Below are 25514 nucleotides of genomic sequence, written 5' to 3'. Positions count from 1 at the left end.
TGGTCCCCTCGGTCCCTAGTCCCATTCCAGGCCGCCGCGCCGCCATACGTACGCGTAGGCGACGAAGACGGTGAGCACGAAGAGGAGCATCTCCACGAGCCCGAACATCCCCAGGCGGTCGAAGGTGACGGCCCAGGGGTAGAGGAAGACGATCTCGATGTCGAAGACGATGAACAGCATCGCCGTCAGGTAGTACTTGATCGGGAAGCGTCCGCCGCCGGCCGGCTGCGGTGTCGGCTCGATGCCGCACTCGTACGCTTCCAACTTGGCCCGGTTGTACCGTTTCGGCCCGATGATCGAGGCCATGAAAACGGAGAAGATCGCGAAGCCGGCCGCGATGCCCCCCAGGACGAAAATGGGCGCGTAGGCGTTCACCGTCCCCCGCTCCTTCCAGTCGGCAGTGACTGACATGTTCGGACCGTGACTCGTGGTGTGGTCCGCATCACCTTCGGCGACCAAGATCGCGTCCATGTGAGGCAGTTCACAAGCCCAAGTCGCCTGCATCCTATGCCTCCCGGTCTGTGATCTGCGACACGGGGTACGAGCGGACCTTTGTGATCTCCACCACCTGACCAATGATCATGAAGTCGGATGAGCGGTGATCATGGGGTGGATCGCCCGCAAACGATCACTTCACATCACATCCATGTTAATTCTCGCTGGTCAGAGACGTGCGCTCATTATCAAGCGACCTGGGCGGCGGGCAAATTGGAGTTGGACGCGGCCTCGTGATAGCAGCGCACCGGATCGCCAACAGCCCCTCGCCGTCGAGGAATCGCACGCGTGAATGCGTGCACGAGCACATAGGTGACCTGCCATATGAAAATGCATCAAACCGCCCGATCAGCAAGATCATGAAACGGGCATTTGAGCCGTGAGCACGTCAACTGTGGCGCATCACACCTTTGTTGAACGGAACCTTTCATTCCTGATAGCCAGAGACGCATGCCCCAGAACAGACCGCGGACCCCCGCGTCCGCCTCCCGTACCCCCGCCGGTTCGCATACCGGCCGCCGGCGGCACGCCGCACCGTCGAGTCCCAACTGGACGCGCCGGGCCGGAATCGTCGGCGGTGTCGTCAGCGCGATCGCACTCAGCGGTGCGGCCGCTCCGGCCATAGCCGACAACCACTCCGGCGGCTCGCACGGCCGCTCCTCCGAGACCGGCAACGTCTCGGCCCGTACGCTGTCCACCTCGCTGTCCACTCCCGTCACAGGGGAGCAGGCCGCCGACGCGATCGCGCAGGACGCGATCGAGATGTCGATCGCCGCGGACCGCCAGGAAGCAGCCGACCGCGCCGCCGCGCAGGCCAAGGCGGCAGCCGCCGCCGCAGCCGCCAAGCACAAGGCCGCCGTCGCGGCCAAGGCCGCCAAGGCGCGGGCGACCGCCAGCGCGCTGGCCGCCTCCCGCTCGGCCAAGCGGGCCGCGCTCTCCGCTTCCGCCTCGCCGGCGTCCACCTCTTCCACCGCGGCTGCGGTCGCGCCCTCCGGCACCAAGGTCGAGAAGCTGATCGCCTTCCTCAAGGCGCAGATCGGCAAGCCGTACGTGTACGGGGCGACAGGACCCGACTCCTACGACTGCTCCGGCCTGACCCAGGTCGCCTACGCCACCGTCGGCGTCGAACTCCCCCGCACCTCGCAGGAGCAGTCGACGGTCGGCACCCCGGTGTCGCTGAACAGCCTCAAGGCCGGCGACCTGATCTTCTGGGGCGGCGAGGGCAGCGCCTTCCACGTCGGCGTCTACATAGGCAACGGCCAGTACCTCGACGCGGCGAACCCGTCGTCGCCGGTCGGCATCAAGCAGATGGTGGACTACGAGCCCGACTGGGCGGTCCGCGTCCTCTGAGGCCCCGGCTCTCCTTGTTTGTGTCCCCGGTCCGGTCCTGCCGGACCGGGGGCACCGCTCGCGTCCGGCTCAGACGAGCCAGCGGCCCGCCTTCATCAGCAGGCGGCCCTTCAGCTCGGGAACCGTGCCCCAGGCACGCAGCTGCTCCAGGTCGACGCGGTAGAAGTCGTAGCCCTGCTCCTTGCGCGGGTCCCAGCCGTCCTTGGCGGCGAAGGCGTCACCCACGCCGTCGGGCAGCTCCTCGGCGGTGAAAGCGGTGGCCGAGCCCTCGATGTGCACGACGTCGCGCGTCGTCCCGAGGCACAGCCGCACCATGCCGGACGCGGCGAGGTTCGCGCCGGTCGGGTTCTCCGGCCGGGTCGACAGCCACACCGCCTCCCCGTCCCACAGGTACGTCAGCGGCACCAGCGTCGGCACCCCGCCCGCGTCGGCCGTCGCGACCCACACGTCGAGCTCGGTCTCCAGCAGACGCACGGCATTGCGCCTGCGCTCCTCACGACTGCGCGGCCCGGCAGGCTGTTCGTTCTCCGTCATGCCACCCGACGCTATCCCCGCCCGGCCCGGGCCACATCGGCCCGCAGACGTAGGTCCCCCCTAGGCTGCGGTTCATGGCCGCACGCATCGACCTCACTCTTGACGCCGTGCACGCACCGACGCTCGCCGCCTTCTGGAAGACGGCACTCGGTTACGTGGACGAGCCGCCGCCCGCGCCCTTCGCGACCCGCGAGGAGTGGCACGCCAGCTTCGGCCTCCCCGAGGACGACTCCGTGGACGACGGCGCCTGGCTCTGCGACCCCGCCGGGGTCGGTCCGCGGCTGTCCATCCTGGCGGTGCCCGAGCCCAAGACCGCCAAGAACCGCCTCCACCTGGACATCCGCGTCCCCGGCCACGGCACCGCCGCCGAGCGCTGGCAGCGCGTCGAGTCCGAAGCCACCCGCCTCACCACCGCCGGCGCCCACGTCCTGGCCCGCTTCGAGGGCCACCACATCGTGATGACGGACCCGGAGGGCAACGAATTCTGCGTGGCAGCCGGCCCTTCGACCTGACCGAGGCCACCGGCGGCCGGTGGCGTCAGCGCGTTTCCCAGGTATGCGCTCCCGGGTGGGCGAGGAAGTGGGCGCAGGCGTCGGAATGGGGGGAGGTCGTGGGGCAGTCGGGGCGGATCCAGAAGGAATCCGGGAGTTCGTCGTCCTGCCAGCGGGTCCAGAGGGCGCCCATTATCGGGGCCGGGAAATGGTCGTACAGGAGGGCGTAGTGCTCTCCGTCGGTGTGCGGCGCCAGAACGCACGCCAGGTCCTCCTCGACCAGCCTGCGGTCGATCGACGGATACGTCTGGAGCACTTCCCTGCGCATCTGCGGCGGCAGAATACTCGCCGACTCGCACTGCTGCCCAAGCGAATTCACTGCTCCACCTCTCCCCACACGGCCTTTCCCTCGGACGTCACGTCCACCCCCCAATTCCGCCGCGTGCAGGCGTTCACAATCCGTAACCCCCGGCCGCGCAGGTCGTCGCAGTCCGTGGCCGGGCTCATCCGCGGCAACCGCGCAGCGTCGGCGTCATGCACCTCGATCCGTACTCCGCACCCGCCGGCGAGCCTGCGGAAGCGCGTCCCAACGGTGCCGTCACCGTTCCGCGAGTGCTCCACGGCGTTCGACAGCAGCTCCGACAGCACGAGGGTCGAGTCATCGACCAGCTCCACCAACCCCCAGAGCTGCAACGTCTCCCGCAACTGCCCGCGCGCACTACGCACCGACGCCGCACTCTGCGGCCACTGCTGAGCGACCGTTTCGCCGTCGCACACCGCGTGCCTCAGCCTCTCACTGCTCACCGCATGACTCCCTTCCGTAGCATTGCCACTACCCAGAGCCCACAGAGTGACCTACAGTCGGTTACCACTCAACGTGTGGAAACTGGCGGGAGAGTCGGTGGCGGCATGGTCAACATCAAGGAACTGCACCCGGACAGCAGCCCGCAGGCCGCGTTCGGCGCGCGCTTACGCAGTTCGCGCGAGGCACGGGGCTGGACCCAGGACGACCTGGCCGACCGCATGGACTATTCCAGCAAGCACATATCGGCCATCGAAACTGCCCGCAGGGAATCAACTCTTCGCTTCGCGCGCAGCGCCGATGCCGCCTTCGGCCTGGCGGGTACCGCCGACTCCTTCGAGCGGGAGTGGCGCGAGCTGCGCAGCGGCAGCCTGCTGGAGGGCTTCCCCGAGTACGTGGAGTACGAGGGCCGCGCCGTGGAGATCCGGCTCTACGAAGTCGGGATCATTCCGGGGTTGCTCCAAACCCCCGAGTATGCCGCGACCTTGGCGGAGGCTGACCTTGCGCGCGGGATGATCACGCCTGAACAGGCGAGCGAACGCATAACGCTCGTTGCTGACCGGCAGGCCGCACTGGCTCGGAACCCGCTGCCCCAGGTCTTCGTCGTGCTGGACGAAAGCTGCATCCGGCGACCGATCGGCCCGCCAGAGGTCATGGACGCCCAGTTCTCTCGCTTGATCCAGTTCGCGGGCATGCCGAACAGCGTGCTGCACGTAGCACCGTTCAGCATGGGGGTGCGGCGGCCGCTGAACTATCCGGTCACGGTGCTGACCTTGCCCAACCGTTCACTCATGTCGTACGCGGAGTCTGCCCAGCACGGGCACCTGGAGCGGGAAATGACGTTCGTACTTCCCATGTTGGCGGCCTACCATCAACTGCAGGCCGAGGCCTTGTCCCAGGCAGAGTCCGTGACCATGATCGAGCAGTTGCGAAAGGGCATCCCGTGACGATCGAATCTCCCCGCTGGTTCAAGTCCACCTACAGCGACCACGGCGGCCAGTGCGTCGAGGTCGCCACCAACCTCGCAACCCTTCACGGCACTGTCGCCGTGCGCGACTCCAAGGACCCCATTGGGCCGGAACTCAGCTTTCCCGCCGACTCGTTCGGCGCTTTCATAGCAGGCGTGAAGGCCGGGCAGTTCGGCACGGTCTGACCCACCCCGAGGCGAAGGGGCACGCCGTGACCGAAACCCCCCGCTGGTTCACGTCCTCCTACAGCGACAACGGCGGCGCTTGCGTCGAGATCGCCACCAACCTCGCACCTACCCACGGCGTGGTCGCCGTGCGCGACTCCAAGGACCCCGCCGGTCCGACCCTCCGCTTCCCGGTGGCGGCCTTCGGCGCCTTCGTCGCGGGCCTCAAGACCGGCGGCCTCCGAGGGGGCGCGTCGTGACCGACGAGACAACCCGCTGGGTCACGTCGTCCTACAGCCAGAACGGCGGGCAGTGCGTCGAGGTGGCCGTACCTACAGGCCGCCTCGACACCGTTCCCGTACGGGACTCAAAAGACCCGGACGGACCGGCGCTAACCTTCTCGCTGGCGGCGTGGGCCGCCTTCGTTTCCGGCGTGCGGAATGGTGACTTTCCGGGCGTCTGAAGGATCGCCGGGAGGGTGAATGACCGTCTTTGATCTGGCCGAGCGGCGGGGGTGGGCCGGGAAAGCCGGGGTCTTTGCCGGGAGTTTCGGGAAATTGTGCGGGTATGCCGTAGGGCCGCTGCTCGATGCCGCCGGGGTCGGGGGCGGGGTGCGGGTGCTGGACGTCGGGACGGGGGGTGGGGCCGCGGCCCGGGCCGCCTGGGCGCGCGGGGCCGGGGTGGTGGCCGTGGACGCGGAGAGCAGCATGGTCGAGCGGGCCTCCCGCGCCGTGCCGGAGGCCGATGTGCGGCTGGGGACGCTGCCGGAGCTGCCCTTCGAGGACGGGGAGTTCGACGCCGTCGTCGCCAACTTCGTGGTCAACCACGTAGGCCAACCGCGGCGCGCCCTCGCGGAGTTGCGGCGGGTGGCGCGGCCCGGCGGCCGGGTGGCCGTCACGATCTGGACGGCGCCGCCTGCCGCGGGGCAGGCCCTGCTGGGGCGGGCCGTGCAGGCCGCGGGGGCCACCAGGCCGGACCACCTGCCCGCGCTGGACCCGGCGGACGACTTCCCCCGGACCGAGCAGGGCTTCGCCGGCCTGCTCACCGAAGCGGGCCTCACGAACGTCAACTGCCGCACCCTGGCCTGGAATCACCGGACCACTCCCGAGGAGTGGTGGGGCGGCGCGATCGGCGGGGTCGGGACGATCGGGCAGATCATCAGCAGCCAGCCCCCGGAGCTGATATCCGCGATAGCCGAACAGTTCGCCGTCCTGAGCAAGGAGTTCGCCGCCGACGACGGCACCCTCGTCCTGCCCCACACCGCCCTCCTGGCCCACGGCCTGGCGTAGCAACCGAGTTGCGGTCGAGCCCCCTGGACTCCCAGGGGGCTCACCCTTTTCCCACAAGGCTCACATTCGCCGATCACCGCCGAACAGAATACGCAGAACCCTTATGGCACGGTGCCGCACATCCGCGTCCGCGTGCGCAACAGCAACAATTGCCAACGCGCTGACAAGTGCCGCCAGAGTCTGCATCGCCAATGATCCGGGTTGAATGTTCTCCACCGCCAGACAGTAACCCGCCGTACAGAGCACTCCCCGCCCGAAGTGCCAATTAACAGAAGTTGTTCACGCTGGACCGCGCCGCGTGTTATGGACCCCCGCCCCGCGGGATCGCGCACCGCTACGATGCGGAAGATGTTCGAGTTCCTGCGCCGGGGCGACCGCCTGGCGGCCCGCGACCGGGTCGCGCGGCGGCTGCGTGAGGCCAACGAGCTGCTCGCTCCCGAGCACGGTTACGGGGCAGTCGCCGTCGACACGTATCTCGTGCACTACCGGCTGGGCGAGGCCTTCGACTGCCTGGTCGAGATCTCCGGCGACGAGGAACCGCCGCGCTTCTGGTCGCTGTTGGGCGACTCGCTCGCCGACCTCACCGCCTTCCCCGCCCTCGGGGTGCCGAAGGCGGGCAACGCCGAGGAGTGCCGCAGGCGTCGGCATCTGTCCGAGGGGTGACATTCGCCGGGGGGACGCCCGCTGTTCACCAGGGAAGCCCGCCGGATTTCATCTGGCGGGCAAAGTTTTTAGCCATGAAACTTCGTACGCTGACCCAGCGCTCCACCACCGCGTCGCTCGGCATAGCCGCCGCCGTGGCCACAACGATCCTGGTCGCGCCGCAGGCGCAAGCCGCCCCGACCTACTGGCAGTTCAAGTCCGCAGCCACCGGCACGTGCCTGTCCGCGGGGACGACCGGCGTCACCTTCGCGTCGACCTGCACGGGTGCCACCAACCAGCAGTGGGACTTCGTCACCAACGACCCGAGCGGCTACAACGAGCTGAAGAACCGGCTCACCGGGCAGTGCCTCGACACCTACAACGGGTCGTCGGTGAACGGCACGACGATGGACCCGTGCACCTGGAAGGGCGGGCAGCGCTGGCACTTCGACTACACCACCGGGTCGTTCACCTCGGCGCTCACCTGGGGTGGCGTCAACCTGAAGCTGCGCGCCGAAGGCACCCGCATCTTCGCGGGACAGGAGCCGGCCGCCTGGGACGGCTGGCACAACTGACGCCGCCACTCGTACGAACCGGTCCCCTGGACGTCCGCACCGCGTCACCGCCGGGTGCCCGTCACGGCACAAGTGGGCGACAGGGGAACGGTTCCGCCTCCACTGCCGGTAGTCTCCATGCCGCCAGCAGCAACGACGGGGACGAGGCGGTCGAAGATGAGTGGGGCGGGGTCCAGCGAGGTGTTCCAGCCGCTTGAGGCGGACGATCCGGCATCGGTCGGGACGTACCGGATCGCGGCGAAGCTCGGGGCCGGCGGGATGGGCAAGGTCTACCTGTCGCACACCCCGGCCGGGCGGCCGGTCGCCATCAAGGTGATCAGGCCCGAGTTCGCCGAGGACCCGGAGTTCCGCCGGCGCTTCAAACAGGAGGTGCAGGCCGCGCAGCGGGTGCAGGGGCTGTACACCGCCCCGGTCATCGACAGCGACGCGGACGGGGCGCGCCCGTGGCTGGCCACGGCCTTCGTGCCGGGGCCGACGCTGTCGTCGGCGGTCTCCGGGCACGGGCCGCTGCCCGTGCCGACCGTCCTGCTGCTGGTCGCGGGCATCGCCGAGGCGCTGGAGGCCGTGCACGGGGCGGGACTTGTGCACCGCGACCTCAAGCCGTCGAACGTGCTGCTCGCCTCCGACGGCCCCCGGGTCATCGACTTCGGCATCGCCCGCGCGGCCGACGCCACCGCCCTGACCGGCAGCGGCGTCACCATCGGGACACCGGCCTTCATGTCGCCCGAGCAGGCCGCGGGGCGCGAGATCACCCCGGCGACCGACGTGTTCGCGCTCGGCCAGGTGGCGGCGTACGCGGCGCTGGGCTCGCCCGCGTACGGCGACGGGCCGTCGCACGCGGTGCTCTACCGCATCGTCCACGAGGAGCCCGACCTCGCCACCCTCCCCGCCGAACTGCGGCCCCTGGTGAGCCGGTGCCTGGCCAAGGAGCCGGGTGAGCGTCCTTCGCTGGCCGAGGTCGTGCGGCTGTGCCAGGCCGCGTCGCAGCAGACGGAGCTGCGCAGGCCCGAGCAGTGGCTGCCGGGTGCGCTGGCCGCGGAGATCCCGGCCCGGCACGCGGCCCCGGGCTCGCCGGCCGGGACGCCCGCGCCCGCCGCGGCGGCCCCGCAGACCCCGCCGCCGCCGGTGACCCGGCCCGACGTGGCCCAGCCGGCGCAGCCGCCCACGCCGCCGCCGGCTCAGCCTCCCGCCCAGCCGGCGACTCAGCCCGCCGCCGCGGCCCAGCAGACACCGCCGCCCGCCGCGCAGCCCCCGGTGCACCCGCCGACGCAGCCCGCGTCGACACCGCCCCAGGGCCAGCCGCAGGTGCAGCCGGTGCAGCCGCCGTACGCCCAGCAGCCCCCGGTCCAGCAGCCCCCCGTCCAGCAGCAGCAGCCCGCCCAGCACCCGGCGTACGGCTACCCGCAGCAGCACCAGCAGCAGGGCTTCGGCGCCCCGCCCGCGATGCAGCAGCACGCGATGCACCAGCCCCCGCCCGGCCCGCAGCAGCCGAAGCGCAAGACCAAGCGCAACGTCCTGCTGGCCTCGGTGGCGGCCCTGGTGCTCATCGCCGGTGCGGTGGCCGGCACGCTCGCGCTGACCGGCGGCAAGGACGACCCGGAGGCCAAGGGGACGACCCCGCCGGTCACTTCGGGTGCGCCGGTGGACAACCCGACAGACGCGCCCACCTCGGACGCCCCGACGTCGGAGGCGCCGACCAGTGCCGCCCCGCCCTCTCCCGAGTCGCACCCCGGCATCCAACTGGCGGACGGCTACCACCTCGTGCTCGGCGACCCGGACCTCAAGCCTCTCCATGGCATGGACGAGGACATGTACTACTACTGCAGCTCGATGGAGAACGAGTGCCACTTCGCCACGGACTTCACCAAGTTCGTGCTGCTCGACAAGGGTGAGGAAGGCTCGCTCGACACCTGCCTGAAAGACACCCGCTACACGACGGAGATCGTCCTGGCCCGCCTGTCGACCGGTTCGCAGTTCTGCGCCACCACCGACAGCACGGTCGCGCTGATCACCTTCCAGCGCGCCTCGAAGAGCACCGAGGCGAGCACGTACGTGGTGATCGACGTGACGATCTGGCGCAACGCGATCCCGCCGTCGAACGACGAGTGACGGCGGACGGCGAGTGACGACCGACGACTGACGACGGGCCGCGGGCGGTGAAGTCCGCGGCCCGTCCGCGTGTCAGGCGCGCGGGGCGATCTTGGTGAGGCCGTTGATGACGCGGTCCATCGCGTCGCCGCCCGTCGGGTCGGTCAGGTTGGCCAGCAGCTTGAGGGCGAAGCGCATCAGCATCGGGTGCGTCAGGCCGCGCTCGGTGCACAGCTGCAGCACCTTGGGGTTGCCGATGAGCTTCACGAAGGCGCGGCCGAGCGTGTAGTAGCCGCCGTAGGTGTCCTTGAGGACCTTCGGGTAGCGCTGCAGGGCCAGTTCGCGCTGCGCCGGGTTGGCGCGGGCGTGCGCCTGCACGATCACGTCGGCGGCGAGCTGGCCGGATTCCATCGCATAGGCGATGCCCTCGCCGTTGAAGGGGTTGACCAGGCCGCCCGCGTCGCCGACCAGCAGCAGGCCGCGGGTGTAGTGCGGCTGGCGGTTGAAGGCCATCGGGAGCGCGGCGCCGCGGATCGGCTGCGTCATGTTCTCCTCGGTGTAGCCCCAGTCCTCGGGCATGCCGGCGACCCACGCCTTCAGCACCTCGCGCCAGTCCAGCTCGCGGAAGGCGGCGGAGGAGTTGAGGATGCCCAGGCCCACGTTGGACGTGCCGTCGCCGAGGCCGAAGATCCAGCCGTAGCCGGGCAGTTGGCGGGGCTGGGCGCCGCGCCGGTCCCACAGTTCGAGCCAGGACTCCAGGTAGTCGTCGTCGTGCCGCGGCGAGGTGAAGTACGTACGCACGGCGACGCCCATCGGCCGGTCCTCGCGCCGGTGCAGGCCCATCGCGAGCGACAGCCGGGTGGAGTTGCCGTCGGCGGCGACGACCAGGGGCGCGTTGAAGACCACCGGGGTCTTCTCCTCGCCGAGCTTGGCCTGCACGCCGGTGATACGCCCGGTGCGCTCGTCGGTGATCGGGGCGCCGACGTTGCACCGCTCGTACAGCCGGGCGCCCGCCTTGACCGCCTGCTGCGCGAGCAGGTCGTCGAAGTCCTCGCGCTTGCGGACGAGTCCGTAGTCCGGGTACGCGGCCAGCTCCGGCCAGTCCATCTCCAGGCGCAGGCCGCCGCTGATGATGCGCAGGCCCTTGTTGCGCAGCCAGCCCGCCTCCTCGGAGACGTCGATGCCCATCGACACCAGCTGCTTGGTCGCGCGGGGCGTGAGCCCGTCGCCGCAGACCTTCTCGCGCGGGAAGGCGGTCTTCTCCAGCAGCAGGACGTCGAGGCCCGCCTTGGCCAGGTAGTACGCGGTCGTCGAACCGGCGGGGCCCGCGCCGACGACGATGACGTCGGCGGTGCGCTCGGACAGGGCGGTGTCGGGCACGGTGGCACTCCCGTTCGGGGCGAGGACGGCTATCCGGTGCCCGGGCCGCGGCCCGGGCTGCCCAAGAGTCTATGAGCAGCCCCGGCCGCCCGGCTCCGGCGGGGCGTCCGCGCGTCCTACAGGTGGCGCCCGCCGCCCTCTTCGCGCCGGGTCCTGTCGTCGTCCTTGGCGAGCCGGTCCGGCTGGACGACGCCCAGGTCGTGCACCTCCTGCTGCTGCGGCGGCGCCTGCTGCGGCACGTACGGGGACGGCGCCGGATACGGGTACGCGGACGGGGGCGCGTACCCGTACGGCGACGGCTGCGGCGGGACCGTACCGGCCGCCCCTGGCGGTGCCATGCCCAGGGCGCGGCGGACGTACGGCGCGAGCAGCACGCCGCCCGCGGACCACAGCGCCGCGAACAGCAGCGACTCCGGCATCGCCGAGCCCACGGAAGAACCGGCGGACCCGAAGTCGCCCCCGACGGCGCCCGCGACACTGCTGCCCCCGCTGGCGATGCCGCCGACGGTGACCAGGGCGGCGAACATCACCGTGAAGACGCCCGCCACCGCGAACTGTTCGGCCCGCTCCCTGCTGCGGGCGCTCGCGATCACCCCGATCGCCAGCGCGCACAGCAGCCCGCCGAGCAGCGCGAGCACCGTCGACCAGCCGTGCCAGATGTGGCCCAACTGCGACAGGCCGAAGGGCTGGTGATGGTAGTCGCGCCCACTGGCACTGGTCTCGTGGAAGCGCAAGGGTGCGCCCCAGCCCAGCGCGAGCGCGGACAGGCCCAGGTTGGGCAGGACGACACCGAGGACGACCAGGGCGTTGCCGTTGACGCCGTTGTCCATGTTGGCCAGGGCGATGACGAGGACGACGGCGCTCGCGAACAGCACCGTCACCAGCAGCGCCACCGACGCGGCGCCGACCACCCGCCAGGCGGCGGCGAAACGCGCCCGCAAGGCGGGGCCGTGGAGCACGGCAAGCGCCGTCACCAGGCTGATCACGAACGACCACAGCAGCACCCGGAAGGGGCCGCTGTGCAGCGTCCTGCCCTCGATGCTCGGCTGCGCCACGAAGGCCAGCACGGTCGCCGCCGCCGCGCCGAGCAGCGCGACCCGCACCGCCGCCTCGGGTCCTGCCCCGCCGGGGCGGCGGCGCACCTGGCGCAGCACCAGGACCAGGGCGAGCACCCACAGCAGGGTGAAGGTCAGCGGCAGCACCGACAGCGACGCGGAACCCGCGTCGGACGAGCAGGCGTCGCTGTAGTCGGTGCCGTCGTAGAAGTCGGAGTCGTCGCCGTAGTCGGAGTCGTCGCCGTAGTAGTCCGAGCAGTCCGAGCCGCCCGAGCCGAACGCCGTGTCGCGGGCGTCGACGCTCACATGGCCGCCCAGGCCCTGCACGGCCAGCGTCAGCGCGATACGGCTGCGCTTGAACCAGCTGACCGCCGAACCGCGGAAGGCGTGCTGCGACCACGTCCCCAGAACGCCCGCCAGCACCAGCAGCACCAGCGCGGGCACCACCGCAGCCAGCAGCGCCCCGTCCCAGCGGCCCGCGAAGACCCGCCGCACGAACTGCGCGGCGGGCGAGGGCCGCGAGGGGGCGGGCGCGGGAGGCGCTGGCGGCGGATACGCCGGTCCCGCGCCGGGATACGTCGCCGTGGGCGCGTAGGCGGGCGGCGGGACGGGAGGCGGCGGGGCCGCATAGGTGGGAGTCGGCGGCGCCGCGGGCGGCGGGGGCGCGGCGGGAAGCTCCCGGCCGCACTTCGCGCAGAAGCGCGCGGCGGGGTCGGACACCGGATTCCCGCACGCGGGACAGAACGACATGGGCCACTCCGGGAGTCGGGGGGATCGGGACTCCCCAGCACAGACACCGCAGACTAGGGGGCAGTTCCCCTCCGCCGCACCGGAATACCGCAGTCCACCACGGCTCAACTGCCGTCGGCGGCCGCCTTCTTCGCCCGGTGCAGCGCCACGATCCCGCCGGTCAGGTTCCGCCAGGCCACCGAGGACCAGCCGGCGCCGCGCAGCCGCCCGGCCAGGGCACGCTGGTCGGGCCACTCGCGGATGGACTCGGCCAGGTAGACGTACGCGTCCGGGTTGCTGCTCACCGACTTGGCGACCGGCGGCAGCGCGCGCATCAGGTACTCGGTGTAGACCGTGCGGAAGGGGGCGAAGGTGGGGTGGCTGAACTCGCAGATCACCAGCCGCCCGCCGGGCCTGACCACCCGCAGCATCTCGCGCAGCGCCGCGTCGGTGTCGTGCACATTGCGCAGCGCGAAGGAGATGGTGACGGCGTCGAAGGCGCCGTCGGCGAAGGGCAGCCGGGTCGCGTCGCCGGCCGTCAGCGGCAGCTCCGGGTGCCGCTTCTTGCCCTCGCGGAGCATGCCGAGGGAGAAGTCGCACGGGACGACCGCGGCGCCCGCCGCGGCGAAGGGCAGCGAGGACGTGGCGGTCCCCGCGCCCAGGTCGAGCACCCGCTCCCCCGGCGCCACCTCCAGCGCCTGCGCGACGGCCCGCCGCCACAGCCGGGTCTGCCCCAGCGACAGCACGTCGTTGGTCAGGTCGTACTTGGCGGCGACGTCGTCGAACATCGCGGCCACTGCCTGCGGCTGCTTCTCCAGGGATGCACGTGTCACCCTCCCGACCTTACGCCCCCGTGGGGGCGCCCCCGCGTTCGGGCGATGCGCATCCCCCTTGCGCAGGGTGAGCGTTTTCAGGGGCGCGGGGAACTGCGCGCCCAGCCCCCACCGCGCGCGCGGGTCGTCACCGTCCGAAAGGGGCTGTTCCTGTCGGAGCCGGACCACCGGCCGGTGGGTGGTTGCGCGCGCAGTTCCCCGCGCCCCTGGTGGTTGCCCCCTTGCACAAGGGGCAGGCAGGGGTCAGCGGTCGGCCAGGAGCTTGAGTTCGGGGTGGGCGGTGCCGCCCGGGATGGCGGTGCTGGAGAGGTGGGAGACCACGTGGTCGTCCACGGGGTCGTCGGCCGGGTCGTCGTGGACGACGAGGTGCTCGTAGGTCGTCGCGCGCTGCGCCGGCACGCGGCCGGCCGCCCGGATGAGATGGATCAGCTCCATCCGGTTGGAGCGGTGCTTGGCCCCGGCCGACGAGACGACGTTCTCCTCCAGCATCACCGAGCCGAGGTCGTCCGCCCCGTAGTGCAGCGACAACTGCCCCACCTCCTTGCCCGTGGTGAGCCACGAGCCCTGGATGTGGGCGACGTTGTCGAGGAAGAGCCGGGCGATCGCGATCATCCGCAGGTACTCGAACAGCGTGGCCTGCGTCTGGCCCTTGAGGTGGTTGTTCTCCGGCTGGTACGTGTACGGGATGAACGCCCGGAAGCCGCCCGTGCGGTCCTGGACGTCGCGGATCATCCGCAGGTGCTCGATGCGCTCGGCGTTGGTCTCGCCCGTGCCCATCAGCATGGTCGATGTCGACTCGACGCCCAGCCCGTGCGCGGTCTCCATGATCTCCAGCCACCGCTCGCCCGACTCCTTGAGCGGCGCGATGGCCTTGCGGGGCCGCTCCGGCAGGAGTTCGGCCCCGGCGCCTGCGAAGGAGTCCAGGCCGGCCGCGTGGATACGGCGGATGGCCTCCTCCGCGCTGACCCCGGAGATCCGCGCCATGTGCTCGACCTCGGACGCGCCCAGCGAGTGGATCACCAGCTGCGGGAACTCCCGCTTGATCGCGGCGAAGTGCTCCTCGTAGTACTCGACGCCGTAGTCGGGGTGGTGGCCGCCCTGGAACATGATCTGGGTGCCGCCGAGTTCGACGGTCTCCGCGCACCGGCGCAGGATGTCGTCCAGGCCGCGGCTCCAGCCCTTCTCCGCGTCCTTGGGAGCCGCGTAGAAGGCGCAGAACTTGCACGCGGTGACGCACACGTTCGTGTAGTTGATGTTCCGCTCGATGATGTACGTCGCGATGTGCTCGGTCCCGGCGTACCGGCGGCGGCGTACGGCGTCCGCCGCGGCCCCCAGCGCGTGCAGCGGGGCGTCGCGGTAGAGGTCGAGGGCCTCTTCCGGGGTGATGCGGCCGCCGTCGGCGGCGCGTTCGAGGACGGCTGCGATGTCGCTCACCAGGGAGGTCCCTTCCGGACGGGGCATGACGAGGGGCGTGACCACGGACCAGGCCAGCGTACGCCGACCGCGGGGTCAGGCCGGTGGGAGGAGGTCGACCCGGGCCTCGGGCGGGAAGCCGACCCGGCGGGCGAACTCGTGCAGGCCCGCCAACTGCTCTGCCCCGAGCGAGAAGTCCAGGGTCGTGAAGTAGCGGCGCAGCAGGTCGGCGTCGAAGGCCTCCCAGTGCGCGGCCTGCTCGGCGATCTTCTCGACCTCCTCCAGCGACAGGTCGCGCGAGGCCAGGAAGGCGCGGTGCACGTCGTGCACGGCCTCGGGGTGCGCGGCCAGGTAGTCGCGGCGCACCGCCCAGATCGCGAAGACGAAGGGGAGCCCCGTCCAGTCCTTCCACATCTGGCCGAGATCGTGCACCGCAAGGCCCAGCCGGGGGGCGTCGTGCAGCGAGGCGCGCAGCGCGGCGTCGCCGATGAGGACGGCGGCCTGCGCCTCCTGCATCATCAGCGCCAGGTCGGGCGGGCAGCGGAAGTAGTCGGGCGCGACCCCGTAACGCTCCGTGAGCAGCAGTTCGGCGAGGCGTACCGACGTACGGCTGGTGGAGCCCAGGGCGACCCGCTCGCCGTCGAGCCGGTCGAGCGGCAGCTGGCTGACGATCACGCACGACATGACGGGGCCGTCGCAGCCGACCGCGATGTCGGGCAGTGCGACCAGTTCGTCGGCGTGCCGCAGGTACTCCATGAGGGTGACGGGACCGATGTCCAGGTCACCGTCTATGAGCTGCTTGCTCAGCTTCTCCGGGGTGTCCTTGGTGAGCTGGATGTCGAGCAGCGTTCCGGTTCTGGCCAGGCCCCAGTAGAGCGGGACGCAGTTGAGGAACTGGATGTGGCCGACCCTGGGCCGGGTCGGGCCGCCGCCGTCGGTACGCGCAGAAGTGTCCACCTGGTGGACGCTACTCCTGGTGTCTGCGCCACCCGTGCACGGCCCCCCGGGCGTCACCTTTCGGACACCCGGGCGACCCCCAAAAACGGATCTTGGGACCCTTCCCCGGCCGAGACCCACCGTGCTAGGCTCATCGCAAGTTGCAGTTTGGTTTCCCTTGCAGTACAGAGCCTGCGGAGCATGTAACCCGCAGGCTTTTGTAGTTTTCAGACTTCGCAGTTGCAGGTTCTGGAGCAGGGCAACCCTTTGGGCCCAAGGAGGGCTTTATGGCTACCGGAACCGTGAAGTGGTTCAACGCTGAAAAGGGCTTCGGCTTCATCGCCCAGGACGGCGGCGGCCCGGATGTCTTCGTCCACTACTCCGCGATCAACGCCTCCGGCTTCCGCTCCCTCGAGGAGAACCAGCCGGTGACCTTCGACGTCACGCAGGGCCCGAAGGGTCCGCAGGCGGAGAACGTCACCCCGAACTAGTCCTCACTAGTCCGGCCGACGGCGCATCGCGCCCAGAACCTGCAGTACCAAGGGGCCGCCTCACTCCGGTGAGGCGGCCCCTGCCTTCTGCTCCACCACCTGCCGCTCACCGCTTCCTGCGGTACAGCTCCTCGATGTCGGCGGCGAAGTCCCTGGCCACGGCGGCCCGCCTGAGCTTCATCGACGGGGTCAGATGGCCGGCCTCCTCGGTGAAGTCCGCCGCCAGCACCCGGAAGCGGCGGATCGACTCGGCCTGCGACACCGACGCGTTCGCGTCGTCCACCGCCTTCTGCAGCTCGGCCAGCAGCTCCTCGTCCTCCACCAGCTCCTTCGGCGCCAGCGCCTCCTTGTGCCGCATCCGCCGCCAGTGCGCCAGGCCGTCGGGCTCCAGCGTGACCAGGGCGGTCACATACGGGCGGTTGTCGCCGACGACCATGCACTGGCCGACCAGCGGATGCGCCCGCAGCCGGTCCTCCAGCGGCGCCGGGGCCACGTTCTTGCCGCCCGCGGTGATGATGATCTCCTTCTTGCGGCCGGTGATCGTCAGATAGCCCTCCGCGTCCAGCTCGCCGATGTCGCCGGTCGGGAACCAGCCCTCAACGGCGGGGAAGGCGCCCTCGTCGTTCCAGTACCCGGCGAAGACCTGGCCGCCGCGCAGCAGCACCTCGCCGTCCTCGGCGATCCGCACCGCCGTGCCGGGCAGCGGCCAGCCCACCGTGCCCAGCCGCGGGCTCAGCGGCGGGGTCACCGTGGCCGCCGCGGTGGTCTCGGTGAGGCCGTAGCCCTCGAAGACCAGCACACCGGCGCCCGCGTAGAAGGCGGCCAGCCGGCTGCCCAGCGGCGAGCCGCCGCAGATCGCGTACCGCACCTTGCCGCCGAGCGCGGCCCTGATCCGCCGGTAGACCAGCGGGTCGTACAGCGCCCGCGCCAGCCGCAGCCCCAGCCCCGGGCCAGGCCCCGTACCGGTCTGCCGGGCGACCGCCGCGGTGCCGTACGCCTGCGCGATCCGGGCCGCCCGGTCGAAGGACGCCGCCCGGCCGATCTTCTCCGCGGTCGCGCGGCCGGTGTTGTACACCTTCTCCAGCACGTACGGGATCGCCAGCAGGAAAGTGGGCTGGAAACCGGCCAGATCCGCCAGCAGGTCCTCGGTGGCGATGCTCGGCGCGTGCCCGAGCCGCACCCGCGCCCGCAGGCAGCCCACGGCGACCATCCGCCCGAAGACGTGCGACAGCGGCAGGAAGAGCAGCGTCGAGGCCGGCTCGGTGCTCACCGACCTGAAGACCGGGTGCAGCAGCTCGGTGGCGTTGTCGACCTCGGCGAAGAAGTTGCCGTGGGTGAGGATGCAGCCCTTCGGGCGGCCCGTCGTGCCCGAGGTGTAGATCAGCGTCGCGACCGTCTCCGGCGCCATCGACTGCCGCCTCGACGTGACCAGCGCGTCGGGCAGCGTACGGCCGTCCGCCGCCAGCTGCGCCACCGCCCCGGTGTCGAGCTGCCACAGCTCCCGCAGCTCCGGCAGACTCGTACGCACCGCGCTGACCATCCTGGCCTGCGCCACGTTCTCCACGACGCACGCGGTCGCGCCCGAGTCCGCGAGGATCCACTCGCACTGGGACGCCGACGAGGTCGGGTAGATCGGCACCGTGATCAGGCCCGCGGCCCAGCCCGCGAAGTCCAGCAGCGTCCACGCGTACGACGTCCGCGCCATCACCGCCAGCCGGTCCCCCGGGCGCAGCCCGGCCGCGACGAGCCCCTTGGCCACGGCCAGGACCTCGTCCCTGAACTCCGCCGCCGTCACGTCCCGCCACCGCCCGTCCGCACCCTTGCGGCTCATGACCACGTCCGAGGGTGCCTCGGCTGCGTTCGTGAACGGTATGTCGGCCAGGCTGCCCCGCTTCGGCGGGTCGACTATCGGCGGGACGGCCGCCTGCCTCACCCTTCCGCCTTCGGCGGTCAGTTGCGGTACGCCCTGGGCGGGCGGCGTTCCTTGAGGTCGTGCCATGCGGCGGCTCCTAGAAACATGAGGGTTGAGGGTTCCCCTTGCGGGGGGCTTCTCTTCCGCAGAGGGCGAGCGTTTTTCAGGGGCGCGGGGAACTGCGCGCTCAGCCCGCCATCGGCCGGTGGTCCGTCTCCGGACCGAAGAGCCCCTTCGGGTCGGTGACGACCCGCGCCCCCGGTGGGGGCTGAGCGCGCAGTTCCCCGCGCCCCTGATGTGGTGACGGTCCGTCGTCGTGTGACCGCACACCCAAGAGGGGGTGCCCCTGCGTCGGGCGGTGCTTTTCAGGGGCGCGGGGAACTGCGCGCGCAACCCACCACCGGCCGGTGGTCCGGCACGGGCCGAACAGCCCCTTCGGGTCGGTGACGACCCGCGCCCCCGGTGGGGGCTGAGCGCGCAGTTCCCCGCGCCCCCGGGGGGTGCCCTCCCGGGCTAGGGGGAGGTGAGGACGGCGGTCACGCCCTGGCCGCCGGCCGCGCAGATGGAGATGAGCCCGCGCCCGGGGCGCCCCCGGGAAGAGAGGAGTTGGGCGAGGGTCGCCACGATCCTGGCTCCGGTGGCCGCGAAGGGATGCCCCGTGGCGAGGGAGGAGCCGGCGACGTTCAGGCGGGAGCGGTCGACCGTCCCGAGGGGGGCGTCGAGCCCGAGCCGGTCGAGGCAGTACGCCTTGTCCTCCCACGCGGCCAGCGTGGCGAGCACCTGCGAGGCGAAGGCCTCATGGACCTCGTAGAAGTCGAAGTCGCCGAGCCCGAGCCCGGCTCGGTCCAGCATCCGGGGCACGGCGTAGACGGGCGCCATGAGCAGCCCTTCCGCACCCGAGGTGTAGTCGACGGCCGCCGTCTCGTACGCGGTCAGGAAGGCGAGCGGTTCGAGGCCGTGCGCGGCGGCCCACTCCTCCGAGCCGAGCAGGACGACGGCGGCCCCGTCGGTCAGCGGCGTCGAATTGCCCGCCGTCATCGTGCCGTCGGGGCCGCCGTAGACCGGGCGGAGCCTGGCCAGCTTCTCGACCGTCGAGTCGGGGCGCAGGTTCTGGTCGCGGGTGAGGCCGCGGTAGGGCGTGACGAGCGGGTCGAAGAAGCCCCGCTCGTATGCGGCGGCCAGGTTGCGGTGGCTGGCGGCGGCCAGTTCGTCCTGTTCGCGGCGGCCGATCCGCCAGCGCTCGGCGGTGAGGGCCGCGTGTTCGCCCATGGACAGCCCGGTGCGCGGCTCGGCATTGCGCGGGATGTCCGGCTTGAGGTGCCGCGGCCTGACCGCGGCAAGTGCGCGGGCGCGCCCGCCGAGTGTGGTGGCGCGGCGGGCGGCGAGCAGCGTCCTGCGCAGCTCGTCGTTGACGCCGAGCGGCGCGTCGCTCGTGGTGTCGGCACCGCCCGCGATCCCGGAGTCGATGACGCCGAGCGCGATCTTCGCGGCGACCGCGAAGACCGACTGCAGGCCGGTGGCGCAGGCCTGCTGGACGTCGTAGGCCGGGGTCGTCGGGTCGAGTACGGAGCCGAGCACGGTCTCCCGGGCGAGGTTGAAGTCCCGGCTGTGCTTGAGGACCGCGCCGGCCGCGAACTCGCCGACCCGCGCGCCTTCGAGTCCGGTGCGGGCGGCGAGCCCGTCGAGTGCGGCGGTGAGCATGTCCTGGTTGGACGCGGTGGCGTAGGGGCCGTCTGAGCGCGCGAAGGGGATGCGGTTGCCGGCGATGACGGCGACCCGGCGGACGGTCTGCATGCGGTCTCCCGAACTTCCGATCTGCGTGACTCACCAGTAGCCTTACCGCCGGTAAACTTACTCCAGAGTAAGGAGAAGGCCAATGGCCGACCGCTATCTCCGCCTCACCGGCACGGCCCCCGGCCGCTTCGTCACCCGCCGCCTCGGCCTTCCGCAGCCCGCCGCCCTGCGCCGCTGGTCGCCGCAGACCCCTGACCTGCCGGGACCCGTCCTGCGGCTCACCGCGGGCGAGACACCGCAGCCCGGTACGTACGGCGGCATCGTCCTCGACGCGACCGCCGTCACCGACCCGGCCGACCTGCAGGACGTGCACACCGCCCTGCACCCGCTGGCCCGCTCGCTCACCCCCTGCGGCCGCATCGTCGTACTCGGCGCCCGCCCGCAGGACGGCGACCTCGCACATGCCGCCGCCCAGCAGGCACTTGAGGGCTTCGTCCGCTCCCTCGGCAAGGAGATCGGCCGCGGCAGCACCGTCCAGCTCGTGCGGCTCGCACCCGGCGCCGCCGCCGAGTCCACCCTGGACTTCCTGCTCTCCCCCAGGTCCGCGTACGTCAGCGGGCAGGTCGTGGAGGTCGGCCCGGCGCCCGAGGTGCCCGCGGGCGGCACCAGGACCGCGCTGGTCACCGGCGCCGCCCGCGGCATCGGCCTGGCCGTCGCCGAAACCCTCGTACGCGACGGGGCACAGGTCGTACTCCTCGACGTGCCGCAGGCCGCCGACGCGCTCACCCGGGCCGCCGCCCGGCTCGGCGGCAGCGCACTCCCGCTCGACGTCACCGCGCCCGACGCCGGCGAACGCATCGCCGCCGCACTGCCCGACGGCCTCGACGTCCTCGTCCACAACGCCGGCATCACCCGCGACCGCAGACTCGCCAACATGTCGGCCGACCGCTGGGACACCGTCATCGACGTCAACCTCGGCAGTGTGCTGCGCACCACCGGGCACCTGCTCAAAGCCGGCACGCTCAACGAGCACGCCAGGATCGTCGGCACCGCGTCCATCGCCGGCATCGCCGGCAACGTCGGGCAGACCAACTACGCCGCCTCCAAGGCCGGGATCATCGGATACGTCCGCGCGCTCGCCGCCGACGCCGAGGTCCGCGAGCGCGGCATCACCGCCAACGCGGTCGCGCCCGGCTTCATCGAGACCACGATGACCGCGGCCGTGCCGCTGGTCATCCGCGAGGCCGGGCGCCGCATGAACTCCCTCGCCCAGGGCGGGCAGCCCGTCGACGTCGCAGAAACCGTCGCCTGGCTCGCGGCCGCCGGCTCCGGCGGGGTCAACGGGCAGGTCGTCCGGGTCTGCGGCCAGTCCCTGCTCGGCGCCTGACATGGCGCCGCTGCTGCTCACACTCGGCCGGGGCGTCGTCACCGGGCTCGGCAAGCGCCCGTCCGCGGGCGCGGACCTGCCGCGCGAACGGCTGACCAGGTCCGCCGTCCGCATCGACCCCGCGCGGCTCGCCGCGTACGCCCGCGTGTGCGGATACCCGCCGGGTGGGGGGTTGCGGGGTGGGGGGCTGCCGCTCACCTACCCGCACATCCTCGGATTCCCGCTCGCCGCGCGGCTCATGGCCGCGCGGGCCTTTCCGCTGCCGCTGCTCGGGCTGGTGCACACGTCCGTCACCATCACCTCCGACGGTGCGCTCACTGCCGGCGACCGGCCGGACCTGGCCGTCCACGCCACCGGCCTGCGGCCGCACCGGCGGGGAACGGAGGTCACCGTGGTGACCTCCGCCAGCCTCGGCGGTGCGGTGGTGTGGGAGGACCGCAGCACCTACCTGGCCAGGCACCATGTCCCTGCCCAGGAGGACGCGGACCCCCCGCCTCCCCCCGGCCCCGGTGGTCCCGCCCTGCCGGTCGTGGCGCGCTGGCCGCTGCCGGCCGGGCTCGGGCGGCAGCACGCCCGGGTCAGCGGCGACTACAACCCGATCCACCTGTCCGCGCTCACCGCCCGCCCCTTCGGCTTCCCCCGCGCCATCGTCCACGGCATGTGGTCGGTGGCCCGCTGCGCGGCGCAATTCCCCGCGGCGCGCGGCATCTCCGCGCGCTTCCACCACCCCGTCCTCCTCCCCTCGACGGTCGAGTTCGCCGCCACCCCCACCACGTTCCAACTCCGCACCCCCCCTTCCGGCCCCCTCCACGTCACGGGCCACGTGACCCCGTAACTCGCCCGGCGGGGGCTGGTCGCGCAGTTCCCCCGCGCCCCTAATGGCTTGCCCTCTGCGGCAGGGCCGAGCACCCAGGGGCGCGGGGAACGGCGCGCGCAACCCACCACCCGCCGGTGGTCCGGTACGGACCGAACAGCCCCTTTGCGCCGGTGACGACCCGCACGCCCGGTGGGGGCTTGGCGCGCAGTTCCCCGCGCCCCTGAAAAACGCTCACCGCCCTGCGCAAGGGCGCCCCCCTCCGCCCGAGGGGTGCCCTTGCCCGGGAGGGCGCCATACAGGGGCGCGGGGAACTGCGCGACCAGCCCACCACCCGCCGGTGGTCCGGCACGGACCGAACAGCCCCTTTGCGTCGGAGACGACCCCCGCGCCCCTGAGGGGCGCCGCCTTGCGCGGAGGAAGGCCGGGCTAAGGAGTGGGGTCGGTCAGGGAGTCCGGGGGGAGGGTGGAGAGGGTGGTGAGGGCTTCGAGGAAGGGTGCCCGGAGGGTTGGGGGGAGGTGGCGGGCGAGAAGCGCGTTTTCGCGGGCCTGAATCGCGGCCTGCGCCGCACCCCGTACGCGGCGGCCCTCAGGCGTGAGGGCCAGCAGGCGGACCCGCCGGTCCGCGGGATCAGGCGTGCGCGTGATGAGCCCGCGGTCGTCGAGGTCGGCGAGGACCTCGATGATCCGGGTCTTGTCGGCCCCGATGGCCTCGGCGAGAGCCGCCTGGCTGCGCAGCGGCTGCTCCCCGAGCCCGAGCAGCACGGTGTACGCCCACATCGTGAGCCCGTGCTCCCGCAGCAACGGCACCTCCGCCGCGGCCAGCGCCCGGCCGAGCGGCACGATCATGGCGGCGAGGTCCTTGCGGGGCGTGGCGGACATCCGAAAGTGCTCCCTTGACAGATAATGTGCACGAGCACACGATAAGCACATGCGTACTAACCTGGGCCGCATCCGGGCCCTCGACGCACGGGCGGTCGCGCTCAGCTCCGGACTCGTCAGGGCCTCGACCGTAGCCGATCTGCCGCGGCCGACCCCGTGCGCAGGCTGGGACCTTGCCGACCTGCTCGCGCACATGACCGCACAGCACCGCGGGTTCGCCGCCGCCGCACGGGGGGACGGCGGCGACACCGCGGCCTGGGCGGTCACCGCGAGCACCGACGCGGTGGCCGCCCACGAGGCCGCCGCCACCGATGTCGTCGCCGCCTTCGCCGGCGTCAGCGACGCGGAAGTGCCCTTCACCCTCCCGGAGTTCACCACCGCGACGACCTTCCCCGCCGGGCAGGCGATCGGCTTCCACTTCCTGGACTACGTCGTCCACGCCTGGGACGTCGCCGCCACCCTCGGGGTTCCCTTCACCGCCGACGCGGACCTGCTGGAGGCGGCGCTCCCCCTGGCCCTCGCCGTCCCGGCGGCGTCCACGGCCTTCGCACCGGAACTGCCCGCCGCGGACGGCAGCGGGACCCTGGCCCGTATCCTCAGCCGGCTCGGCCGGACTCCTCGCGCGCAGGACCTTCGACGCGCCCCGTGACCGCCTGGGACAGGCCCGACCAGGCGAAGGTCATGAGGGAGGCGGCCAGTTCCCTGCCGGTGGGCGCCGGGTCCGGGGCGGTCGCCGCCCACCCGGCCAGCGACTCGGCGGCGCCGACCAGCGCGTGGGCGTACGCGGCGACGTCCCGCGAGCCGCACGCCGCCGTGAGCAGGGCGGCGACGAAGTCCACGATCTCGGAGCGCAGCACGGCGACCTCCGCCGCGAAGGGCTCGCCGACGGTACGGGCCTGGCTGTACAGCACCGCCCACCCGTCGGGGTGAGCCGCGGTGTGCTCGAAGAAGCCGAGCAGGCCGCTCCACAACTGCCGTTCGGGGGTCGCGCCGACCTCCACGGCGTCCCGTACGGCCGCGGTCAGCGCGGCGGCCTCACGCCGGATGCAGGCGGAGAACAGCTCGTCCTTGGAGTTCAGATAGAGGTACACCAGCGGCTTGCTGACGCCGGCCGCCTCGGCGATCTCGTCCATCGACGCGGCGCGGTAGCCGCGGCGGGCGAAGGTCGCCACGGCCGCGTCGAGCATCTGCCGCTCGCGTTCCGCCCGCGGCAGCCGCCTGCTGCCGGCGGCGGCCATCAGGCCGTACGCGGGGCGCTGTCCCTCGCGGCGTCGTCCGCCGCGTCTTCCTGCTGGGCGTTGGCGGCCAGGTTCAGCCGGGTGCGCTCGACCTTCTGCGACACCTTGATCGCGGCCTGTTCGCGCGCACCGCGCAGCAGGACCAGGCTCAGCGGGGCGGAGATGACGAGGGCCAGGAGTGCGACCCACAGGTAGTTCGAGTCACCGAGCCCGGCCGGCAGGATGTGCAGCCGCACCAGGCCCCAGATGACACCGAAGCTGGCGACGATGAGGCCGAAGCGCAGGGCGGTGTATCGGAGCATGCTCCCAGTGAAGCACGGCTCCCCTGCGACCCCACCCCCGCCCCCACGTCCTGCCGCCCCGTGCAGGGGGTGCCTCTTCGGCGGGGCCGAACCCCCAGCCCACCACCGGCCGGTGGTCCGACACGAACCGAACAGCCCCTTTCGGACGGAGACGACCCGCGCCCCGGCGGGGGCTTGTCGCGCAGTTCCCCGCGCCCCTCAAAACGCTCACCGCCAGGCGCAAGGGCAACCCCTCAGCCCCCGCAGCCCCGGAGGGATGCCCTTGCCCGGGAGGGCAACCACCAGGGGCGCGGGGAACGGCGCGCTCAGCCACCCACCGGCCGGTGGTCCGGCACGGACCGAACAGCCCCTCTCGGACGGAGACGACCCGCGCCCCGGCGGGGGCTTGTCGCGCAGTTCCCCGCGCCCCTGAAAAACGCTCGCCGCCCTGCGCAAGGGCACCCCGAAGCCGCCGCGGCCGGTGGAGGGTTGCCGCCTACGTCAGGGGGAGGTAGAGGGTGATGTCGTCGCGGTCGTCGGTCGGGGTGACGCGGATGGCCGCGGGGACGCGGCCTACTTCCTTGTAGCCGCAGGCCGAGTAGAAGGCGTCGGCGCCCGTGCCGCCACGGCACGTGAGGCGGATCGCCTCGATGCCGTCGAAGCTGCGGGCGGCCTGCTCGACGGCCGTCATGAGAGCGCGGCCGTAGCCGCGCCCCTGGTACCGGGGGTGGACCATCACCGTGTAGACCCAGACCCAGTGCCGCATGAGCCGGTGCGCGTTGTACGCGATGAAGGCCGTGGCCGCGACGCGGCCGTCCTCGTCGCGGCCGACGACGAGCCGGCGCCGCCCGTCGGCCACCGCGGCGAGCGCCGCGTCGAGGTCGGGCACGATCTCCTCGGGCGTGACCGGCGGCACGAACCCGACCGCACCGCCGGCGTTGGACACATCGGCCCACAGCGCGAGTATCTGCTCGCGCACGACCTCGTCGACCAGCGGATCCAGCTCACACGTAAGGGTCATAGCTCCAGAG

Annotated in this window: 30 protein-coding genes; 14 read left to right on the top strand and 16 right to left on the bottom strand. The window is 72.0% G+C overall.

Going from position 1 to position 25514, the window contains the following annotated elements:
- Positions 1-15: 15 nt before the first annotated feature.
- Positions 16-375, bottom strand: a complete 360-nt coding sequence (locus JT723_RS24690) for an NADH-quinone oxidoreductase subunit A (RefSeq protein ID WP_033177906.1) — start codon at positions 373-375, stop codon at positions 16-18.
- Positions 376-945: 570 nt separating this feature from the next.
- Between JT723_RS24690 and JT723_RS24685 the strand changes: the two genes are divergently transcribed.
- On the top strand, positions 946-1845 hold the full coding sequence (locus tag JT723_RS24685; RefSeq protein WP_205046973.1) for a C40 family peptidase: 900 nt from the start codon (positions 946-948) through the stop codon (positions 1843-1845).
- Between the two features lie 69 nt (positions 1846-1914).
- Here the strand turns inward: JT723_RS24685 and JT723_RS24680 are convergent, their stop codons facing one another.
- Positions 1915-2379, bottom strand: coding sequence for a pyridoxamine 5'-phosphate oxidase family protein (locus JT723_RS24680; RefSeq protein WP_205046972.1), 465 nt, complete (start codon positions 2377-2379; stop codon positions 1915-1917).
- 74 nt (positions 2380-2453) lie between these two features.
- Between JT723_RS24680 and JT723_RS24675 the strand changes: the two genes are divergently transcribed.
- Positions 2454-2891 carry a VOC family protein gene (locus JT723_RS24675; RefSeq protein WP_205046971.1) on the top strand — a complete coding sequence of 146 codons (438 nt, stop codon included), beginning with the start codon at positions 2454-2456 and terminating at the stop codon, positions 2889-2891.
- A 25-nt stretch (positions 2892-2916) separates the two neighbouring features.
- Here JT723_RS24675 and JT723_RS24670 read toward each other — a convergent pair whose 3' ends face one another.
- A complete protein-coding gene (locus JT723_RS24670; RefSeq protein ID WP_205046970.1) occupies positions 2917-3198 on the bottom strand; it encodes a hypothetical protein in 282 nt (93 codons plus the stop codon).
- A gap of 47 nt (positions 3199-3245) precedes the next feature.
- The gene (locus JT723_RS24665) at positions 3246-3674 is read right to left on the bottom strand and encodes an ATP-binding protein (RefSeq protein WP_205046969.1); all 429 of its coding nucleotides are present in this window, start codon (positions 3672-3674) and stop codon (positions 3246-3248) included.
- Positions 3675-3779: 105 nt separating this feature from the next.
- On the opposite strand from JT723_RS24665, the gene JT723_RS24660 reads away from it, so the two are divergent.
- From JT723_RS24660 to JT723_RS24640, 5 genes are read left to right on the top strand one after another with little or no spacing between them, the layout of a single operon-like run.
- A complete protein-coding gene (locus JT723_RS24660; protein WP_205046968.1) occupies positions 3780-4619 on the top strand; it encodes a helix-turn-helix domain-containing protein in 840 nt (279 codons plus the stop codon).
- Positions 4616-4825 carry a DUF397 domain-containing protein gene (locus JT723_RS24655; RefSeq protein WP_205046967.1) on the top strand — a complete coding sequence of 70 codons (210 nt, stop codon included), beginning with the start codon at positions 4616-4618 and terminating at the stop codon, positions 4823-4825. The genes JT723_RS24660 and JT723_RS24655 overlap by 4 nt, the downstream gene beginning before the upstream one ends.
- A gap of 26 nt (positions 4826-4851) precedes the next feature.
- A complete protein-coding gene (locus JT723_RS24650) occupies positions 4852-5064 on the top strand; it encodes a DUF397 domain-containing protein (RefSeq protein ID WP_205046966.1) in 213 nt (70 codons plus the stop codon).
- Positions 5061-5267 (top strand): DUF397 domain-containing protein, encoded by a 207-nt coding sequence (locus JT723_RS24645; protein WP_205046965.1) that lies wholly within the window; start codon positions 5061-5063, stop codon positions 5265-5267. Before JT723_RS24650 ends, JT723_RS24645 begins: the two co-directional genes overlap by 4 nt.
- Positions 5268-5286: 19 nt before the next feature.
- Positions 5287-6093: a class I SAM-dependent methyltransferase gene (locus tag JT723_RS24640; protein WP_205046964.1), complete on the top strand. Its 807-nt coding sequence runs from the start codon at positions 5287-5289 to the stop codon at positions 6091-6093.
- Between the two features lie 60 nt (positions 6094-6153).
- Here JT723_RS24640 and JT723_RS24635 read toward each other — a convergent pair whose 3' ends face one another.
- On the bottom strand, positions 6154-6309 hold the full coding sequence (locus tag JT723_RS24635) for a hypothetical protein (RefSeq protein ID WP_205046963.1): 156 nt from the start codon (positions 6307-6309) through the stop codon (positions 6154-6156).
- A 132-nt stretch (positions 6310-6441) separates the two neighbouring features.
- Between JT723_RS24635 and JT723_RS24630 the strand changes: the two genes are divergently transcribed.
- The 3 genes from JT723_RS24630 to JT723_RS24620 all read left to right on the top strand — a co-directional run bounded on the left by JT723_RS24630 (position 6442) and on the right by JT723_RS24620 (position 9419).
- Complete coding sequence (locus tag JT723_RS24630; RefSeq protein WP_205046962.1) at positions 6442-6756, top strand: hypothetical protein; 315 nt, start codon at positions 6442-6444, stop codon at positions 6754-6756.
- 74 nt (positions 6757-6830) lie between these two features.
- Entirely contained in the window at positions 6831-7310 is a 480-nt protein-coding gene (locus JT723_RS24625; RefSeq protein WP_205046961.1) for an RICIN domain-containing protein, read from the top strand.
- A gap of 156 nt (positions 7311-7466) precedes the next feature.
- Positions 7467-9419, top strand: coding sequence for a serine/threonine-protein kinase (locus JT723_RS24620; protein WP_205046960.1), 1953 nt, complete (start codon positions 7467-7469; stop codon positions 9417-9419).
- 72 nt (positions 9420-9491) lie between these two features.
- Here JT723_RS24620 and JT723_RS24615 read toward each other — a convergent pair whose 3' ends face one another.
- The 5 genes from JT723_RS24615 to JT723_RS24595 form a co-directional block, all read right to left on the bottom strand.
- On the bottom strand, positions 9492-10778 hold the full coding sequence (locus JT723_RS24615; protein ID WP_205046959.1) for a geranylgeranyl reductase family protein: 1287 nt from the start codon (positions 10776-10778) through the stop codon (positions 9492-9494).
- Between the two features lie 116 nt (positions 10779-10894).
- Positions 10895-12583, bottom strand: a complete 1689-nt coding sequence (locus tag JT723_RS24610; RefSeq protein WP_205046958.1) for a zinc ribbon domain-containing protein — start codon at positions 12581-12583, stop codon at positions 10895-10897.
- A gap of 104 nt (positions 12584-12687) precedes the next feature.
- Positions 12688-13395 carry a demethylmenaquinone methyltransferase gene (locus JT723_RS24605; RefSeq protein WP_205046957.1) on the bottom strand — a complete coding sequence of 236 codons (708 nt, stop codon included), beginning with the start codon at positions 13393-13395 and terminating at the stop codon, positions 12688-12690.
- 243 nt (positions 13396-13638) lie between these two features.
- On the bottom strand, positions 13639-14856 hold the full coding sequence (gene mqnC / locus JT723_RS24600) for a cyclic dehypoxanthinyl futalosine synthase (RefSeq protein ID WP_205046956.1): 1218 nt from the start codon (positions 14854-14856) through the stop codon (positions 13639-13641).
- Positions 14857-14904: 48 nt separating this feature from the next.
- Positions 14905-15765: a menaquinone biosynthetic enzyme MqnA/MqnD family protein gene (locus tag JT723_RS24595; RefSeq protein ID WP_205046955.1), complete on the bottom strand. Its 861-nt coding sequence runs from the start codon at positions 15763-15765 to the stop codon at positions 14905-14907.
- A 266-nt stretch (positions 15766-16031) separates the two neighbouring features.
- Here JT723_RS24595 and JT723_RS24590 point away from each other — a divergent pair, with 266 nt between their 5' ends.
- Entirely contained in the window at positions 16032-16235 is a 204-nt protein-coding gene (locus tag JT723_RS24590; RefSeq protein WP_033177709.1) for a cold-shock protein, read from the top strand.
- Between the two features lie 106 nt (positions 16236-16341).
- Here the strand turns inward: JT723_RS24590 and JT723_RS24585 are convergent, their stop codons facing one another.
- Both JT723_RS24585 and JT723_RS24580 read right to left on the bottom strand, forming a co-directional pair.
- Positions 16342-18234 (bottom strand): AMP-dependent synthetase/ligase, encoded by a 1893-nt coding sequence (locus JT723_RS24585; protein WP_205046954.1) that lies wholly within the window; start codon positions 18232-18234, stop codon positions 16342-16344.
- A gap of 426 nt (positions 18235-18660) precedes the next feature.
- Positions 18661-19941, bottom strand: coding sequence for an acetyl-CoA C-acetyltransferase (locus JT723_RS24580; RefSeq protein WP_205046953.1), 1281 nt, complete (start codon positions 19939-19941; stop codon positions 18661-18663).
- 82 nt (positions 19942-20023) lie between these two features.
- Between JT723_RS24580 and JT723_RS24575 the strand changes: the two genes are divergently transcribed.
- Both JT723_RS24575 and JT723_RS24570 read left to right on the top strand, forming a co-directional pair.
- Positions 20024-21268 (top strand): 3-oxoacyl-ACP reductase, encoded by a 1245-nt coding sequence (locus tag JT723_RS24575; protein ID WP_205046952.1) that lies wholly within the window; start codon positions 20024-20026, stop codon positions 21266-21268.
- Position 21269: 1 nt separating this feature from the next.
- On the top strand, positions 21270-22103 hold the full coding sequence (locus JT723_RS24570; protein ID WP_205046951.1) for a MaoC family dehydratase: 834 nt from the start codon (positions 21270-21272) through the stop codon (positions 22101-22103).
- Between the two features lie 408 nt (positions 22104-22511).
- Here JT723_RS24570 and JT723_RS24565 read toward each other — a convergent pair whose 3' ends face one another.
- Positions 22512-22964, bottom strand: coding sequence for a MarR family winged helix-turn-helix transcriptional regulator (locus JT723_RS24565; protein ID WP_205046950.1), 453 nt, complete (start codon positions 22962-22964; stop codon positions 22512-22514).
- A gap of 49 nt (positions 22965-23013) precedes the next feature.
- Here JT723_RS24565 and JT723_RS24560 point away from each other — a divergent pair, with 49 nt between their 5' ends.
- Positions 23014-23613 (top strand): TIGR03086 family metal-binding protein, encoded by a 600-nt coding sequence (locus JT723_RS24560; RefSeq protein ID WP_205046949.1) that lies wholly within the window; start codon positions 23014-23016, stop codon positions 23611-23613.
- Here JT723_RS24560 and JT723_RS24555 read toward each other — a convergent pair.
- From JT723_RS24555 to JT723_RS24545, 3 genes are all read right to left on the bottom strand, one after another.
- Positions 23561-24202, bottom strand: a complete 642-nt coding sequence (locus JT723_RS24555) for a TetR/AcrR family transcriptional regulator (protein ID WP_205046948.1) — start codon at positions 24200-24202, stop codon at positions 23561-23563. The genes JT723_RS24560 and JT723_RS24555 overlap by 53 nt on opposite strands.
- Positions 24202-24504, bottom strand: coding sequence for a DUF4229 domain-containing protein (locus JT723_RS24550; protein ID WP_205046947.1), 303 nt, complete (start codon positions 24502-24504; stop codon positions 24202-24204). Before JT723_RS24550 ends, JT723_RS24555 begins: the two co-directional genes overlap by 1 nt.
- A 475-nt stretch (positions 24505-24979) precedes the next feature.
- On the bottom strand, positions 24980-25504 hold the full coding sequence (locus JT723_RS24545) for a GNAT family N-acetyltransferase (protein WP_205046946.1): 525 nt from the start codon (positions 25502-25504) through the stop codon (positions 24980-24982).
- Between the last annotated feature and the right edge of the window lie 10 nt (positions 25505-25514).

This window comes from Actinacidiphila bryophytorum (assembly GCF_016916835.1).
GTDB classification, from domain to species: domain Bacteria; phylum Actinomycetota; class Actinomycetes; order Streptomycetales; family Streptomycetaceae; genus Actinacidiphila; species Actinacidiphila bryophytorum.
Note: the sequence above shows the minus strand (reverse complement) of the source record. Positions and strands in the feature narration are given on the sequence as shown.